Source organism: Paenarthrobacter sp. Y-19 (assembly GCF_029223985.1).
Lineage (GTDB): Bacteria > Actinomycetota > Actinomycetes > Actinomycetales > Micrococcaceae > Arthrobacter > Arthrobacter nicotinovorans.
Genome location: NZ_CP119414.1, coordinates 496,626 through 511,803 on the forward strand (window position 1 = coordinate 496,626; position 15,178 = coordinate 511,803).

The following is a 15,178-nucleotide window of genomic DNA, read 5'->3' on the forward strand; positions in this document are numbered from 1 at the left end:
ATGCGGTTCCCTTGCGGCGCAACGGGACGCATAAGGTCGTCTTCATCTAACCACCTGTCCGGAATTCATCGTAAACCGGTTCCTCTCGGATGCTGTCGGCAGGAAACTGGGCTCTCGGGCCGCAGGGGTGGATGCGGACTCCTGATCAGGAGTCAGTAACCCCAGGGAAGTCTGGGCCCCACGTCAAGGTGACGTCGTGCGCAGCGCACATCGGCCTCCAATGGTTATGCTCCCGGGGCTTCTCTTCAAGGACAAGGAACAGCCTTGGCCGGAAGCCGCGGCCTTCCAATCGGTGGCCGTAGTCCAGCACCTGCCCCAGGCCGTGCCTGATCTGGAAGGCCTCGTTGTCGAGCGTGTTGCTTTTCACTTCGGCGACACCGTAGTCGCCGTCCTCGAGCTGCCAGGCTATGTCGTAGTTGCAAGTCCTATCGAACGGTGACAAGGGAGTGAAGCCGTTGCGCAGCAGGTGTTTTGCCAGGTCGTCCTGCGTCCGGGAGTGGGCTTTTAGTCCGCGGTCCATGATGTCCGGGTCCCGGTGGTGTTCGCCGTCCCCCTGAAGCGCGCTGGCGTAGGTACCTGACCGATACGGGGCACCTACGGTTCCACCTTCGGTGGCCTTGGAACGGGCAGGGGCAACGGGCACGTTCGGTTTCAGGGCCGGGGCGGGAAGGCTGGAGCGGAGACCGAAAAAGCCCTCGGCGTCAATAATCTGAATATGATGGCCCGCCCGTTGCATCTCCGCAACTTGCTTTTCTTTATTGCCGTAGCTCCCGTATCTCCAGCGGGCGCTATAACCGCGAACCAGGACGTCCGTGCTGTACCTGGCTACATCGTCCTTTACTCGGGAGGCTCCCAAGCTGTTGACGGCCATCGCTGTCAACTCCGCCTCGCTGTAGCCCGGTATAGCCCCGGTGAATACTACTTCCTTACCCTTGAGGTCAAAGACCCACTCGCTCGTCATGGAGTGATAAAAACGGTAAAGAACAGCGGGGTGCAAATAGTCCGGCTTGGAAGAAGTGGATGTTACGACGGCTGGGCAGGCTATTGCCCTTCATGGGGACGCCGGAGAGGTCTTAGAGGGCGACGGTGAGGAAAAGGCGCACAGGCACCGGGAAGACATCGTCCCAAACAGCAGTCATCAGCTTGCCGTGGTGCGCCGCCGGCAGCATATCAGGGGAACCGCTCGATCACGAGCGCAGGGGACGGGCTAAGCAACAGGTATGTCAGAGAACGGCGCCCAAGGCAAGGTTTACACCCATGCGGAGGTCCGATCGACCGAACTGCGGGCATTGATAGCTTCACGCGGCGAAATGCTGAATTAACAATGTCATCGTGGCCTAGGTCAAGCGCTAAGCCACATTTCGGGTCCCGTGTCGGCAACTCACGGTCCGTCAGAAACGCGGAATCACAATGTAGGTGTCAAGGTGCGCCGGCCACAAACCGACGAGGGCTAACCACCTGCAGTCGGGGGTTAGGGGATTAGTTGTGGTCCGCCTTTTCTGGCTTCCGCCTATGTCGTCGTCTTACGTGGGGCCCGGATCCGAGCCTCCCTAAGGGGCAGTCGGGGTGAGCAAGAAGTATGTCAAAGCGAGTGATCGTCCACAACGCACCGGCAGGGGTAAGGATCGCGCTACAGTGGGACACGAGGACCCCCTGGTATCTGTGCTCCTCTCGACAAGCTGCACAGAGCACGGGGGGTCCTCTTTACTTGTCCATTCCAGCCCATGTCCGGCAGGATCCGCGACACCGGAGGCCACCCGAGCCTGGGATGACCGGGCGATGGAAGCAAACAAATGAACTTAGAACCTGGCTGAGGGCGCAGATTCCTGAAGACGCCGTCATGGGCGGGGATCCGGTCGACCACGCATCCGGACAGCCGGGCCGTCGACTCGCGTGCGTCTGGTCGTAAGAAGGGCGGGCTCGCTCGTTCTGCGCGACCAGATGGTGACGAAAAAAGTACGAAGACCACCGGGTATCGCAGGTATCCGGCCACATGCACAGGTGGTCGGTCTTGTCAAGAAAAAATTAGAACCCCCGGAAATCCGCAGATATCCGGGGGTCCAACCGAGCTTCCTATCAGAATCGAACTGATGACCTTTTCATTACGAGTGAAACGCTCTACCGACTGAGCTAAGGAAGCACCGCGTTCATCCCCGGTTTCCCGGGCGATCACGCAAGACATAACTGTAATAGAGGCACCGCGCCCGGGTCAAAACGAACACGGTGGCGGCCGTTGCGGGGATGTTCACCCGGGCGTCGGGCCCGGTTCAGGCTGCGGTTTCCCGCTCGCCGGAAGCTGGGGAATCAACTGCGGCGGGGTCCACTCGCCGCGAAGCACAGCCGAAGGAGCCGCTCAATGACCGGGGACGCACTGACCAGGGACGCCAACCACACACCCAACCGGCTGAAGCTGGCGGTCGTGGACATGGTGGGGACTACCATCACCGACGATGGCCGGACCGGGCAGGCTATGTCCCGGGCGCTGGTGGAACACGGGATTGAACCGGGCAGCAGCCGTTTCGAGAGCATGCTCGGCTATGCCCGGGACACCATGGGCTTCTCGAAAATGACGGTTTTCGGCCACTTGTTCGAGGACCCTGCCGTGGCCCGGAGTGCCAACAACGTCTTCGAACGGGCGTACGACGACATGATTGCCGACGGCGGCATCCGCCCCATTCCCGGAGCGGAAGACGCCATCTTGTGGATGCGTGAGGCCGGGATGCAGGTCTGCCTGGCCACCGGCTTCGGACGCCACACCCAGAACATGGTGCTCGAATCATTGGGGTGGATGGGCCTGGCCGATCTCAGTCTGTGCCCGGCGGATGCCGGACGCGGACGACCCTACCCGGACATGATCCTCACCGCAGTGCTCGCACTCGACCTCGATGACGTGCGCGAAGTCGCCGTGGTGGGCGACACCAGCTCGGACATGCTCTCGGGCGTCCGTTCGGGGGCCTCACTCATCGCGGGGGTGCTGACCGGCTCACACTCAGAGGCAACCCTGCGCGCGGCCGGCGCCACCGCCGTCGTCGATTCCATCAAGCAGCTCCCGCTCCTGGTGGAGAAACGCGAAGCCAGGCACCTCTAGCAGGTGAGGCCGTCCTGCGGCAGCTTTCCGTCAATAAAGTAGTCGTCGACGGCGGAGCTGACGCATGAGTTCGAGCGGCCGTAGGCGGTGTGCCCCTCGCCTTCCCACGTGACGAGGGAAGCGTTCTCGAGCTGCTTGCGCAGCGACTGCGACCACGCCAGGGGAGTGGCGGGGTCTCCCGTGGTGCCCACCACCACGATGGGAGCTTCACCGCTGTACTTGACGGGCGCCGGTGTCCGGGTGTTCGGGTACGGCCAGTCCTTGCAGTTCACGCCGCCGTAGGCAAAGAATGCACCGAACGTGGGGGAGTCCTGGATGAGCCTGGCCTCCTCCGCACGCATGCCTGCGGTGTCCATGACCATGGGGTAGTCCAGGCAGTTGATGGCTTGGAAAGCGAAAGCGGAGTTGGAGCTGTACGTTCCGTTGGGTTCGCGGTCCGCGCCAAGGTCGGCGAGCCGCATCATCTGCGAAACGTCGCCGGAGAAGGCACTGTCCAGGGCCTGGGTCAGTGCCGGCCAGCTCTGGTCGTTGTAGAGGGGCAGGATGAGGCCGTTGACGAAGTCGTTGCCGGTAACTAACCGGCCGTCCTTGGCGGTCTGCGGGTTCTCGTCCACGGCGCTGATGAGGTCCCTGATTTCCTGCACACCGTTTTCCACCGACCCGCTCATAGGGCACTGGTTCTGCTTCTGGCAGCTGGCTACGTAGGTGTGGATTGCCTTTTCGAACGCCTTGGCCTGGCCTGCGGTCAGCTCCTCATTGCTGATGGACGGGTCCACCGCTCCATCGAGGACCAGCCGGCCAACGTTGTCCGGGAAGAGCGAAGCGTAGGTGGACCCAAGGAACGTCCCATAGGAAAAGCCCAGGTAGTTGAGCTTGGCGTCGTTCACCACGGCACGCAGGATGTCGAGGTCCTTGGCCGCGCTGACGGTATCAATGTGTCCTAGGACGGGCCCTGTCTGCTGGGCGCACTGCTCGGCAAAGGACTTGTTGAACGCTATCGCCGCTGCCAGGCCTTCGTCGGTGTTCTTGCGGAACACCTTTGCCCTGGCGGCATCACGCTCGGCGTCGGTCATGCACTTGACCGGCGCGGAGTCCTTCACGCCACGGGGGTCGAAGCCCACGACGTCGTAATTCGCCCGGAGTTTTTCTGTGAAGTGCGTGGTGCCTGCATCTTTGATGAAGTCCACCCCCGAGCCCCCGGGACCCCCGGGGTTGACCAGGATGGAGCCCTTTTTGTCTCCGGTGCTGGGCAGTTTGATGGCCGCGAGGGTTATCTCCGCGGAACCCGGCTGCGCGTAATCCATGGGGACCTGGATCTTGCCGCACTGCAGTCCGTCTCCGCAAGAGCTCCATTCCACGGACTGCGAGTAGAACTTCTCCAGGCCCTTGGGGGCCGAGGCCGCGATGGAGGGATCCACAGTGCTGGTGGAGGGCTTCGCGGTGGGCGCCGGCAGGAACGGCACCGTGCAGGCGCTGAGGACCAGCATTGACGCCAATGCCACGCACATCGCCGCGAACCCGCGGCTGCGGGTTCCACGTCGTGCAGCCCCCCGAGGAACGGCACCACCCGCAGACAGCCGGGCAGACCGGTCCCTTGAAGGGTTGCCGGCTGGCCGGCGGGGTGCGGACGTCATGCGTTCTCCTATTGCTGGATGAGGCTGGTTGCCATGGACTCGACCGCCAACAGCGGGGCCACGTTGGTGGTGGTGATACGGACCCGGGCTTTGTTGATGGCGTCCATCCGGGCCAGGGTGGTTTCCGGCGTTGAACGGCCTGCGTATTCTTTCAGATCACCCTTCAGCTCAACGTTGACCAGTTCAACGGCGTTCCCCAATTGGATGATCAGTACGTCCCGGTAAAAGGACAACAGATCCGTCAGGGTACGGTCCAGGGAGTCCGTGATGGAGCGTTTGGCGCGACGCTTCTGGTCATCCTCAAGCTGCTTGACCTGGCTGCGCATGGAGGGCGGCAGAGTCCCGGACTCGGGGGCGCCAAGACTCGCGAGCAGCGCTATTTTCTCAGCGGCGTCCCGTTCATCGTTGGAGCTGTTGGCTTCCTCCGTGGCGATCTTGACCAGCTTCTCGGCCATCATCACAGCGGCCGTGACTCCCCGCAGGCCCAAGGGGATCCGAACGGTCTCCAGGCGGCGCTCCCGGGCATCCGCGTCGCGGGCGAGGCGGCGGGCAATGCCGATATGGCTCTGGGCCGCCCGCGCCGCCCGCTCCGCAAGCTGGCGCTCGACGCCGTCGCGCCTCACCAAGAGGTCCGCGACGTCGGCAGCCGGCGGAAGCCGCAGGCTCACCGGACGGCAACGCGAGCGGATGGTGACCAGGACGTCGGCTGGCGAAGGGGCACACAGCATCCAGATGGTGCGCGGGGTCGGTTCTTCGATGGCCTTCAACAGGACATTGGTGGTGCGTTCGGCCATGCGGTCCGCGTCCTCCACCACGATGATCCGCCAGCGGCCCGTGGCCGGACGGTCTCCGGCCTTGGAAACAAGCTCGCGGGCTTCATCGATGGTGATGGTGACTTTTTCCGTCCGCACGAAGGTCACATCGGAGTGGGTCTCGCCGAGGATGGTGTGGCACGCTGCGCAGACACCACAGCCACGCTGCGTGACATCATCCTGCTCACAGTTCAGTGCCGCGGCGAACGCTTTTGCCGCATTTGAACGGCCGGAGCCGGGGGGACCGGTGAAGAGCCACGCGTGGGTGAGGCCTGTGTCGCCCTGCGCCGCCTGCTTCAGTTGTGCGACAACCGGGGCCTGCCCCTGGAGGTCGTCCCAGACGCTCACTGGCGTGAACCGGGAACCCGGTCACCCAACAGTGACTCCACGCGCTCCAGGATCCGGGCAGCCAAGGCCTCGATTTCCTCGCCGGCCGGCAGGACCAGATAGCTCGATGGTGCGGCCTCGGCCAGATCCAGGAAAGCGTGGCGGATGGCTGAATGGAACTCGTCAGGCTCGGATTCCAACCGGTCCTCGGCGGTGTCCCCTGCGGTGCGGCGTCGGCGGCCATGGGCGGGGTCGACGTCGAGCAGCACCGTCAGGTGCGGATGGAGGCCTTCGGTGGCCCATTCGTTGAGGGACAAAACGCCTTCAGCGCCCAGGCCGCGGCCAACACCCTGATAGGCGACGGAGGAATCAACATAGCGGTCCGTGATGACCACCGTTCCCTGAGCCAAAGCCGGGCGGATGACCTGGTGCGCGTGGGCCGCGCGGGCAGCGGCAAACATCAGGGCCTCGGTACGGGCATCGATGGTGCCGTGGCCATGGTCAAGCACAAGGGAGCGCAGTTTCTCGCCAATAGGGGTGCCGCCCGGTTCCCGGGTGCGCAGTACGGTGAGCCCCCGGGATTCGAGGGCGTCGGAGAGCCGGGCGGCCTGTGTGGACTTGCCCGCTCCGTCCCCGCCTTCGAACGCGATGAAAAGACCTGTGCTCTGAATACTCACGCGTCTAGCCTACCGAGCTTCCCTGACAGCAAAGGCGCGTAATGCCTTTCATCCACAGCATTCCCCGCGACTACGCTGAAAGCATGAGCCTTTCCGATCAGCACGCCGCCGAATTGTCGCCTGAAACCGTTGTGGTTGCTGCCGGTCGTCCTGAACGCGCCCACGACGAACCGGTGAATCCACCCATCGTCCTGTCCTCCACATACTTCGGTACAGGCAGCCTGGGCGACGGCGACCGGGGCTATGGCCGCTACGCCAACCCCACCTGGGACCCCTTCGAGGACGCGCTGGCCAAACTTGAAGGCGCCACCCTGCCGGGACTGCTTTACGCATCCGGGCTGGCCGCGGTGAGTTCGGCGCTCTCCCTGGTTCCCGCCGGGGGCGTCGTGGTGATGCCGTCCCACAGCTACGCAGGTTCGCTCGTCATGGCCACGGAGCTGGCGGAGAAAGGCTTCCTGGAACTCCGCACCGTGGACATCACGGACACGGAGGCGGTGAAGGCCCTGATCAGCCCTGAGGACGGCAAAAAAGCAGACCTGCTGTGGCTGGAAAGCCCCACCAATCCCATGCTCGGAATCGCTGATATCCGCGCGCTCACTGATGCCGCCCACGCCGTCGGCGCCCTCGTGGTCACGGACAATACCTTCTCCACGCCCCTGGTGCAGCAGCCCCTCAGCCTGGGCTCCGACGTCGTGCTTCACTCGGTGACCAAATACCTGGCCGGGCATTCGGACGTAGTCCTCGGGGCTCTGGTGACGTCCAACCCTGAGGTGCGCGCCACGCTCCTTCACCACCGCATCATCCACGGCGGAATCGCCGGGCCGTTCGAGGCCTGGCTGGCTCTTCGCGGCCTGCGTACCCTGGCGTTGAGGATCGAGCGCTCGCAGGCCTCCGCAGCCACGCTCGCTGAAAGGCTCAGCACCCATCCACGCGTGGAAGCCATCCGATTCCCCGGCCTCCCCACGGATCCGGGCCATGAGCGCGCGAAGGCCCAGATGAAGGGTTTCGGCTCGATCCTGTGCATCCAGATCGCCGGCGACAACCAACGCAGCGGTGCCGAAGCTGCTGACGAACTGGTCCGCGCGTTGCAGCTCTGGCTCCCGGCAACATCACTGGGCGGAGTTGAGTCGCTGATTGAGCGACGACGCCGGCACACCGCCGAGCCGCTGAGCGTTCCGGAGAACCTGGTCCGCTTGAGCGTCGGAATTGAGAACGTGGAAGACCTCTGGTCCGACCTTGAGCAAGCACTGAAGGCGTTGGACAGCTAGGCTGGAGGACGTGGACGGAAAAATCTTGATCGCGTACGTCACCTCCGGGGTCTACATCATCCTGGGACTGGTGGCCCTTGCCTTGGAACTGTGGGCATTCGTTGATTGCCTGCGCCACCGACCCACCCTGTTTGTGGCCGCTTCCAAGCGGACCAAGACGTTCTGGTTGGCCCTCACCGGCGTGGCTCTCGCCATCGGTGGACTGACGATGCTTACCGGCGGCGGCAGCCTTGGCCTCTTCGGCATCGCCGCAGTCACAGCCTCCTGCGTCTACCTCGCCGATGTCCGGCCGGCAGTCCGCGAGGCTGGCAGCGGCGGAAACCGCAACGTCGGCCCGTACGGACCCTGGTAGACCCAGCCCCTGCTGTATCAGCGCTGGCCCTGCTGTATCAGCGCTGGCCGGGCGCCACCGCGTCCCAGGCCACCGTCATTTCTCCAAGGCGCCACCGCGAAGGACCATCCTGAAGCGGCCATCCGGCGTCGCGCAGTGAACGGCACATCCCGGTCCAGCGCTGCCTGTTGCCGAACGAAGCCAGCGGCGCCGCCTCCAGCCAGGCCTTGTCCATTGCCTGCAGGAACGCGTGGATCGGCTCACCCGGTACGTTCCGGTGAATGAGCGCCTTAGGCAACCGCTCGGCAACTTCGGAAGGCAGCTCGAAGCTTCCGAACCGGACAGAAAAACTCAGGCTCAGCGGACGCTCCGGATTCAGGGCCACCCAGGTGACACGGCGGCCGATTTCGTCGCACGTGCCGTCAATGAACAGTCCGTTCGGCGCCAGGCGGGACTGCACCAGGGCCCAGATCGCGGCGACGTCCGCTTCTTCATATTGCCGGAGCACGTTGAATGCCCGGACCAGCACGGGATTGCCCGGCACCGGAACTTCGAAACCGCCTACCGAGAAGCTGAGTCCGGGTCTTTCCAGGGCCTTGGCACTGCGGACACGCTCCGGTTCAATCTCGATTCCACGGACCTGTACATCCGGCCGGACGGCCTGCAGCCGTTCGAAAAGCTCCACGGCGGTGGCCGGCGAGGCGCCATAGCCCAGGTCCACTACCAAAGGCTCGACGGCGGTGCGCAGCCGCCACGCCTGCGGGCCGGCCAGCCAGCGGTCCAGCCGCCGCATCCGGTTGGGGTTGGTGGTGCCGCGGGTAATATTTCCGATCGGTTTGCGTAACGGGTTGCCGCCCCGACTGCGGGGAGAGCCCACCCGTTCCGCCTTTTGCACCACGGCCCCACTTTATCCTGCAACCCGGGGTCTCTTATGGCCCGTTCGATGGCGTCTGATGGACCGTGACTGAGCCCACGTTGCTGTTCGTAACGCCGGGCGGGGCACCGGAGCCCTCGGCTAGGATGAAAACCATGACTTACAAGCTGATTCTGCTGCGCCATGGCCACAGCGAATGGAACGCCAAGAACCTGTTCACCGGTTGGGTGGACGTTGACCTGAACGACCAAGGCCGCAAAGAAGCAGTACGCGGCGGGGAGCTCCTGGTAGAGAACAACATCCTCCCGGATATCCTCTACACCTCCCTGCTGAAGCGTGCCATCAACACGGCCAACATGGCTTTGGACAAGGCCGACCGTGGCTGGATCCCCGTCAAGCGCGACTGGCGCCTCAATGAACGCCACTACGGTGCGTTGCAGGGCAAGGACAAGGCCCAGACCCTCGCCGAATTCGGCGAAGAGCAGTTCATGGAATGGCGCCGCAGCTACGACACACCGCCGCCGCCGCTGTCCGATGACAGCGAGTTCTCCCAGGCGCACGATGTCCGTTACAAGGACCTCGGCGACGCCCTGCCCCGCACCGAATGCCTCAAGGACGTCCTGGTCCGCCTCCTCCCTTACTGGGAATCGGACATCAAGGAAGACCTCAAGGCTGGCAAGACCGTTCTGGTCACGGCCCACGGCAACTCCCTGCGAGCCCTGGTCAAGCACCTGGACGGCATCAGCGACGACGCCATCGCCGGCCTGAACATCCCCACCGGCATCCCGCTGGTTTACGAACTGGACGAGGACTTCCAGCCGATCAAGCCCGGTGGAACCTACCTGGATCCCGACGCTGCTGCTGAGGCCATCCTCGCGGTAGCGAACCAGGGCAAAAAATAGGGCTTCGCGGTTCTTCGCCCCAGACTAACGACGGCGGCCGGTCACCTCAGGTGACCGGCCGCCGTCGTATGTTCTGCGGTTTGTGCGTTAGAAGCCCTCAGGCTGCCATTCGCCCGTCACCAGGTAGGTGACCTTGCGGGCAACCGAGACGCCGTGGTCGGCGAAGCGCTCGAAGTAGCGGCTGGCCAAGGCAACATCCACCGTGGTGGCGGGGTTCTCGTTCCATTCGGGGGAGGCAATGGCCTTGAAGACGCTGAGGTGGAGGTCGTCCACGGCGATGTTGATCTTGAGGATGTCGCGGGCCACTTCAAGGTCGCGCGTCTCGAGGAGCTCGATGACCTTCGCGGTGATGTCGATGTCGTGCTGGGCCATGGCCTTGAAGGTCTGGGTCAGCGAAGCAGGAATCACGGTTGCCGGGTAGCGCAAGCGGGCCAGCTGGGCCACGTGGCGGGCGAGGTCGCCCATGCGCTCCAGGGAAGCGCTCATGCGGAGCGAACCCACGATCATGCGGAGGTCGCTGGCCACGGGACCCTGCAATGCCAGGATGTCGATGGCGCGCTCATCAAGGCTGTTCTGCAGGAAATCGATCCTGGCATCTGCCGCAATGACATCCTGTGCAAGGTCCACATCGGCGCCTTCGAAGGACGTCGTGGCCTTCGTGATCGCTTCGTGAACCAGCTTGGAGATCTCGATGAGGTCGTCACCTACCTGGGTGAGCTCCTCCTGAAAAACCTTGCGCACTAAGGCGTCCTTTCCTTGGAAATCCCGGGCCCCCTGAAGGGACAGGACTTCAAAAACATTGGCAGTCCAACCAGTAACTGTGTCAGGGCCCCGTGAACTGTTTGGCACCTTTAGATGAACGTTAGTTGAACCGTCGGCATTTGGCGCCGGATCAATGCTCCGCCCTGATTCCACAGCATAAGCTGGACACGTGGATCCGTTGCTCATAGGTGTCATTGCAGGCCTCGTTGGCTTGTCGCTGGGCGTCTTTGGCATGCTCGCTTTCAGGATCAGCGAACGGCAGCGCAGCATCGTGGACCTCGACGTCGCCGAGCCCCTCCTCCCTGAGGGGGCAGCGGAAGTCCTTGCCGTCGTCGGGCGTGCGTTCGTCGTTGTGGACGCGATCGACGGCGTGGTCCGTGCGAGCCCCGCCGCTTACGCCTACGGGCTGGTCCGCGGCCACACGGTAGTGCATAAGCAGCTCCTGGACATGACCGCCAAGGTCCGCCGCGACGGTGTGATCCTGGAGGAACAATACGAACTTCCCCGCGGGCCGCTCGGCAAAGGCACCATCGTGGTGCAGGTACGGGCCGCCATGCTCGGCTGGGAATATATCGTCCTCCTGGCCGATGACCGGACCGAGATCACCCGCACCGAGGAGATCCGCAACGACTTCGTGGCCAACGTGTCCCACGAACTCAAAACTCCCGTCGGCGCGATCTCGCTCCTGGCCGAGGCCTTGGAAGCATCGCCCGATGACGAAGAAGCGGTGCGCCGCTTCGCCAAGCGCATGCACAAGGAGTCCGGCCGGCTGGCGGCCCTGGTCCAGGACATCATCGAACTTTCACGGCTCCAGGGCGCCAACGTCGCCCAGCAGGGCCACGCTGTGGACATCAATACGGTGATCACCGAAGCCGTGGACCGTTCGCAGCTTCCCGCCGAGAGCAAGAACATCCAGATCGTGGTGGGCGGCCACTCCGATTCCCTGGTCTTCGGTGACCGCGACCTCCTGGTCACTGCGCTGCGCAACCTGATCGACAACGCCATCCGTTACTCCCCTGAAAACACCCGCGTGGGCGTGGGTGTCCGGACTCGGGAAGGCGTGGTTGCCGTCTCCGTCACGGATCAGGGCGAGGGATTGACGCCCGAGGACCAGGAACGGGTGTTCGAACGCTTCTACCGCGTCGACGCAGCACGTTCGCGGCACACCGGCGGCACCGGCCTTGGCCTCAGCATCGTCAAGCACGTTGTCTCCAACCACGGCGGCGAAGTGACCGTCTGGTCGCAGCCCGGCCAGGGTTCCACCTTCACCATCCGACTGCCCGAGATGGAAGGCCAGGACGACGACGCCGGCCTCCCGCCTTCGGCTGCCACGGCGGCGCTTCCGCCCGGGCCCGCAACGGCTGGTGCCGCCGTCGGGCCTGGAATTGCTGCCGGGCAACCCCACCACGTGAACCACCAAGGGGGCGCCACTGGCGCCCGAGAGCAAGGAGCCAGCGCTTGAGCCGGATTTTGATAGTGGAGGACGAAGAGTCCTTCAGCGACCCCCTGTCCTATCTTTTGGGCAAAGAGGGGTTCGACGTCGAGGTAGTGGACAACGGCAGCGATGCCCTGGTTGAGTTCGACCGGAACGGCGCCGACCTCGTCCTCCTCGACCTGCAGCTGCCCGGAACGCCGGGAACAGAGGTGTGCCGCCAGTTGCGCCAACGCTCCAGCGTCCCGGTGATCATGCTGACAGCCAAGGACTCGGAGATCGACAAAGTTGTGGGGCTGGAACTCGGAGCCGACGACTACGTCACCAAGCCGTATTCCTCCCGCGAGTTGGTGGCCCGTGTCCGCGCGGTCCTCCGCCGGCAAGGGGAGCCCGAGGAGCTCATCACCTCCACAGTCCAGGCCGGTCCTGTCCGGATGGACATTGAACGCCATGTGGTCAGTGTGAACGGCGAGCAGGTTTCCTTGCCGTTGAAGGAATTCGAGTTGCTGGAGATGCTGCTCCGGAACTCGGGCCGCGTCCTGACGCGTGGACAGCTCATCGACCGTGTGTGGGGGTCCGACTACGTGGGGGACACCAAGACCCTGGATGTCCACGTGAAGCGCCTGCGCAGCAAGATCGAGCCGGATCCGTCAGCGCCGCGCTACCTGGTGACCGTGCGCGGCCTGGGCTACAAGTTCGAGCCGTAACCCCTGGCGGAGTTTTTGTACAGGTAACGCCCTTTAGAAGCCTTCTAAAGGGCGTTACCTGTACAAAAACTCCAGAGGGGGCAAAAAGGAAGGGTCCCGCCGCGGCGGGACCCTTCCTTTTGTGTGGTTCTTGGCAGGGGCCTTAGTGGCCGGCTGCGGAGCTCGTGGAGGTAGCGGACGGGGTGGCCGAGCTGGTCTCGGTGCCCGTTGCGCCGGGAGTTGCCGAACCGCTCGGGCTGGCCGAAGGGCTGGGGCTCGGGAGGTATTTGGCGTACTCGGGGAGGGTGCCGTCAACCACCGGGACGTTGATCGTGGCGGAGTCGGAGCCGCTGCGGATCGTCACGGGAGTCAGCCCGCCGGGAATGACTCCAGCGCTGCTGAGGATGGCGGGGTCGGCAGCGTCGTTGAGATAAGTCTCGGACATTGCCTTGACCGGGATCTCGGTCTGGGAGCCGTTGGCGCCGCTGATCGACAGCGTGGCGTCGGAGTTCGACTGGTTGAAGACCGCACCGATGACGCGGCCAGGCTGGTTTTCGCCGGAAGCAACAATCAGCATGTTGCGCAGCTGCAGCTTGCCGAGGTCGGCCTTGACCCCGTCTGAAGCCGAATACTGGTGCGAAGTCTGCTGGGCGTTGACGAAGCCACAGCCGGTGACGGACAGAATGCCGACGCCGATTGCAGCGGCCGCAATTGCCAGCTTGCCGCGCTGGACAGTGTTCATCGCAGAAATGCGCACGACACCTACTCCTAGAGTCATTGGAAACTTTTTCAGCCATAGCCTATCGGCAAACGGTCCAAAACAAGGATTCGGGAGGGCTTTGTGGCGGAGTCGGTGGAGAAGTCCGGCCGCTCACACTGGGTGCCTGATGCATCTTTCGGCGAATACGTCAAGAGGTTGGATGAACCCGTTTAAGGCCTGTTTCCCTGTATTGGCGCGGGTGAGGAGGCCTTTGGGTGCCAGTCGTATGCCTTAATCGTGATAGACTAATCTGCGGGAAAGGGGAAAGTCCACATGGTTTTTGAGGTCGGCGAGACAGTAGTTTACCCTCACCACGGTGCAGCAAAAATTGAGGAAATCAAGATGCGCACCATCAAGGGCGAAGAGAAGATGTATCTCAAGCTCAAGGTGGCTCAGGGTGATCTGACCATTGAAGTTCCAGCAGAGAACGTTGACCTTGTTGGGGTCCGGGACGTAGTGGGCAAAGAAGGCTTGGAGCACGTTTTTGACGTTCTCCGCGCCGAGTTCACTGAAGAGCCTACCAACTGGTCACGTCGTTACAAGGCGAACCTGGAGAAGCTTGCTTCCGGCGATGTCATCAAGGTGGCAGAGGTCGTTCGCGATCTTTGGCGCCGCGATCACGATCGCGGCCTTTCGGCAGGCGAGAAGCGAATGCTGGCCAAGGCACGGCAGATTCTGATTTCAGAACTGGCCCTGGCTGAGAAGACGGACGAAGAGAAGGCTGCAAGCGTTCTTGACGAGGTCTTGGCTTCCTAAGAATTGAGCCCCGGTGGTGCGAAAGCGCCGCCGGGTTTCTTTTTGCCACAAATCACCCCTGATGCCTCGCAGTACTCTGGTGACCATGAGTATTCCTTCCAAGCGCGCCGTCACGGCCGTGATCGTGGTTGCCGCCGGCTCCGGTGAGCGGCTCGGCTACGGCATGCCCAAAGCCCAGGTTCCGCTGGGCGGCGAGACCATCCTGATGCACGCCCTGCGCGGAGTTGTTTCGTCCGACGTCGCACGCCAGATCTGCGTAGCCGTGCCCAAGGGCGACACCGTCCTGCGCGAGTCCATCGCGGACTTCACAGTCGACCTGGTGGATGGTGGCCCCGAGGTCACAGTCGTCGACGGCGGTTCCTCCCGCGCGAATTCCGTCCGCGCTGCCCTGGCTGCCTTGGAAGACGGAACGGAATTCGTCCTCGTCCACGACGCAGCCCGGGCGCTCACCCCTGAACGGGTCTTCCAGAGGGTCGCCGATGCGTTGTCGTCCGGCGCCAAGGCGGTCATACCCGCAATGCCGGTGGTGGACACCATCAAGACCGTCGCAGAAACGGATGGCCAGGACGCCTCCATAGCCCCCGAGGTTGTCACCGGCACGGCACCGCGCGAACAGCTCCGCGCCGTCCAAACCCCCCAGGGCTTCGAACTCGCCACCCTGCGGCGGGCACATGAGGCCGCAGAACTCTTTGACGACAAGCAAGCCGCCGCGGTCACCGACGACGCCATGCTGGTGGAACTCCTTGGCGTCCCGGTCCACGCCGTCCGCGGGGCAAGCCAATCCCTCAAGATCACCACGCCGCTGGACCTCATCATCGCCGAAGGCCTCCTGGAAGGCCCCCTTGGGATTCGTTGGGTGGAGGGATAGT

15 protein-coding genes and 1 tRNA gene are annotated in these 15,178 nt (G+C 63.6%); 8 read left to right on the forward strand and 8 right to left on the reverse strand.

What is annotated here, in order from left to right; translation table 11 throughout:
* Positions 1–145: 145 nt before the first annotated feature.
* The gene (locus PYR64_RS02390) at positions 146–961 is read right to left on the reverse strand and encodes a hypothetical protein (protein WP_275778139.1); all 816 of its coding nucleotides are present in this window, start codon (positions 959–961) and stop codon (positions 146–148) included.
* Positions 962–2,067: 1,106 nt separating this feature from the next.
* A tRNA-Thr gene (locus PYR64_RS02395) sits at positions 2,068–2,140 on the reverse strand.
* A 216-nt stretch (positions 2,141–2,356) separates the two neighbouring features.
* Between PYR64_RS02395 and PYR64_RS02400 the strand changes: the two genes are divergently transcribed.
* Positions 2,357–3,088, forward strand: coding sequence for an HAD family hydrolase (locus tag PYR64_RS02400; RefSeq protein WP_275778141.1), 732 nt, complete (start codon positions 2,357–2,359; stop codon positions 3,086–3,088).
* Here the strand turns inward: PYR64_RS02400 and PYR64_RS02405 are convergent.
* From PYR64_RS02405 to tmk, 3 genes are read right to left on the reverse strand one after another with little or no spacing between them, the layout of a single operon-like run.
* The gene (locus PYR64_RS02405) at positions 3,085–4,722 is read right to left on the reverse strand and encodes an alpha/beta hydrolase (RefSeq protein ID WP_275778143.1); all 1,638 of its coding nucleotides are present in this window, start codon (positions 4,720–4,722) and stop codon (positions 3,085–3,087) included. The genes PYR64_RS02400 and PYR64_RS02405 overlap by 4 nt on opposite strands.
* An 8-nt stretch (positions 4,723–4,730) precedes the next feature.
* The gene (locus PYR64_RS02410; RefSeq protein ID WP_275778145.1) at positions 4,731–5,882 is read right to left on the reverse strand and encodes a DNA polymerase III subunit delta'; all 1,152 of its coding nucleotides are present in this window, start codon (positions 5,880–5,882) and stop codon (positions 4,731–4,733) included.
* Positions 5,879–6,538 carry a dTMP kinase gene (tmk, locus tag PYR64_RS02415; RefSeq protein ID WP_039239777.1) on the reverse strand — a complete coding sequence of 220 codons (660 nt, stop codon included), beginning with the start codon at positions 6,536–6,538 and terminating at the stop codon, positions 5,879–5,881. The genes PYR64_RS02410 and tmk overlap by 4 nt, the downstream gene beginning before the upstream one ends.
* Before the next feature lie 83 nt (positions 6,539–6,621).
* On the opposite strand from tmk, the gene PYR64_RS02420 reads away from it, so the two are divergent.
* Positions 6,622–7,806: an aminotransferase class I/II-fold pyridoxal phosphate-dependent enzyme gene (locus tag PYR64_RS02420; protein ID WP_275778147.1), complete on the forward strand. Its 1,185-nt coding sequence runs from the start codon at positions 6,622–6,624 to the stop codon at positions 7,804–7,806.
* Between the two features lie 10 nt (positions 7,807–7,816).
* A complete protein-coding gene (locus PYR64_RS02425; RefSeq protein WP_018777902.1) occupies positions 7,817–8,158 on the forward strand; it encodes a DUF2516 family protein in 342 nt (113 codons plus the stop codon).
* Positions 8,159–8,195: 37 nt separating this feature from the next.
* Here the strand turns inward: PYR64_RS02425 and PYR64_RS02430 are convergent, their stop codons facing one another.
* Entirely contained in the window at positions 8,196–9,035 is an 840-nt protein-coding gene (locus PYR64_RS02430; RefSeq protein WP_275778148.1) for a class I SAM-dependent methyltransferase, read from the reverse strand.
* A 131-nt stretch (positions 9,036–9,166) separates the two neighbouring features.
* Here PYR64_RS02430 and PYR64_RS02435 point away from each other — a divergent pair, with 131 nt between their 5' ends.
* Positions 9,167–9,913 (forward strand): phosphoglyceromutase, encoded by a 747-nt coding sequence (locus PYR64_RS02435; RefSeq protein ID WP_018777900.1) that lies wholly within the window; start codon positions 9,167–9,169, stop codon positions 9,911–9,913.
* Between the two features lie 87 nt (positions 9,914–10,000).
* On the opposite strand, the gene phoU is transcribed toward PYR64_RS02435, so the two are convergent.
* Positions 10,001–10,654: a phosphate signaling complex protein PhoU gene (phoU, locus tag PYR64_RS02440; protein ID WP_018777899.1), complete on the reverse strand. Its 654-nt coding sequence runs from the start codon at positions 10,652–10,654 to the stop codon at positions 10,001–10,003.
* A 199-nt stretch (positions 10,655–10,853) separates the two neighbouring features.
* Between phoU and PYR64_RS02445 the strand changes: the two genes are divergently transcribed.
* Positions 10,854–12,137 (forward strand): ATP-binding protein, encoded by a 1,284-nt coding sequence (locus tag PYR64_RS02445; protein WP_229778629.1) that lies wholly within the window; start codon positions 10,854–10,856, stop codon positions 12,135–12,137.
* Complete coding sequence (locus PYR64_RS02450; protein ID WP_020608526.1) at positions 12,134–12,814, forward strand: response regulator transcription factor; 681 nt, start codon at positions 12,134–12,136, stop codon at positions 12,812–12,814. Before PYR64_RS02445 ends, PYR64_RS02450 begins: the two co-directional genes overlap by 4 nt.
* Positions 12,815–12,956: 142 nt before the next feature.
* Here the strand turns inward: PYR64_RS02450 and PYR64_RS02455 are convergent, their stop codons facing one another.
* The gene (locus PYR64_RS02455; RefSeq protein ID WP_275779877.1) at positions 12,957–13,535 is read right to left on the reverse strand and encodes a hypothetical protein; all 579 of its coding nucleotides are present in this window, start codon (positions 13,533–13,535) and stop codon (positions 12,957–12,959) included.
* Between the two features lie 291 nt (positions 13,536–13,826).
* Between PYR64_RS02455 and PYR64_RS02460 the strand changes: the two genes are divergently transcribed.
* Positions 13,827–14,309, forward strand: a complete 483-nt coding sequence (locus PYR64_RS02460; RefSeq protein ID WP_011690592.1) for a CarD family transcriptional regulator — start codon at positions 13,827–13,829, stop codon at positions 14,307–14,309.
* An 85-nt stretch (positions 14,310–14,394) separates the two neighbouring features.
* Positions 14,395–15,177 (forward strand): 2-C-methyl-D-erythritol 4-phosphate cytidylyltransferase, encoded by a 783-nt coding sequence (gene ispD / locus PYR64_RS02465; RefSeq protein WP_018777895.1) that lies wholly within the window; start codon positions 14,395–14,397, stop codon positions 15,175–15,177.
* Position 15,178: the final 1 nt, after the last annotated feature.

Coding starts and splice junctions, on each gene's coding strand:
- PYR64_RS02390 (WP_275778139.1), bottom strand. CDS start 961: ATGACGAGCGAGTGGGTCTTTGACCTCAAGGGTAAGGAAGTAGTATTC.
- PYR64_RS02400 (WP_275778141.1), top strand. CDS start 2,357: ATGACCGGGGACGCACTGACCAGGGACGCCAACCACACACCCAACCGG.
- PYR64_RS02405 (WP_275778143.1), bottom strand. CDS start 4,722: ATGACGTCCGCACCCCGCCGGCCAGCCGGCAACCCTTCAAGGGACCGG.
- PYR64_RS02420 (WP_275778147.1), top strand. CDS start 6,622: ATGAGCCTTTCCGATCAGCACGCCGCCGAATTGTCGCCTGAAACCGTT.
- PYR64_RS02435 (WP_018777900.1), top strand. CDS start 9,167: ATGACTTACAAGCTGATTCTGCTGCGCCATGGCCACAGCGAATGGAAC.
- PYR64_RS02455 (WP_275779877.1), bottom strand. CDS start 13,535: ATGAACACTGTCCAGCGCGGCAAGCTGGCAATTGCGGCCGCTGCAATC.
- PYR64_RS02460 (WP_011690592.1), top strand. CDS start 13,827: ATGGTTTTTGAGGTCGGCGAGACAGTAGTTTACCCTCACCACGGTGCA.
- ispD (WP_018777895.1), top strand. CDS start 14,395: ATGAGTATTCCTTCCAAGCGCGCCGTCACGGCCGTGATCGTGGTTGCC.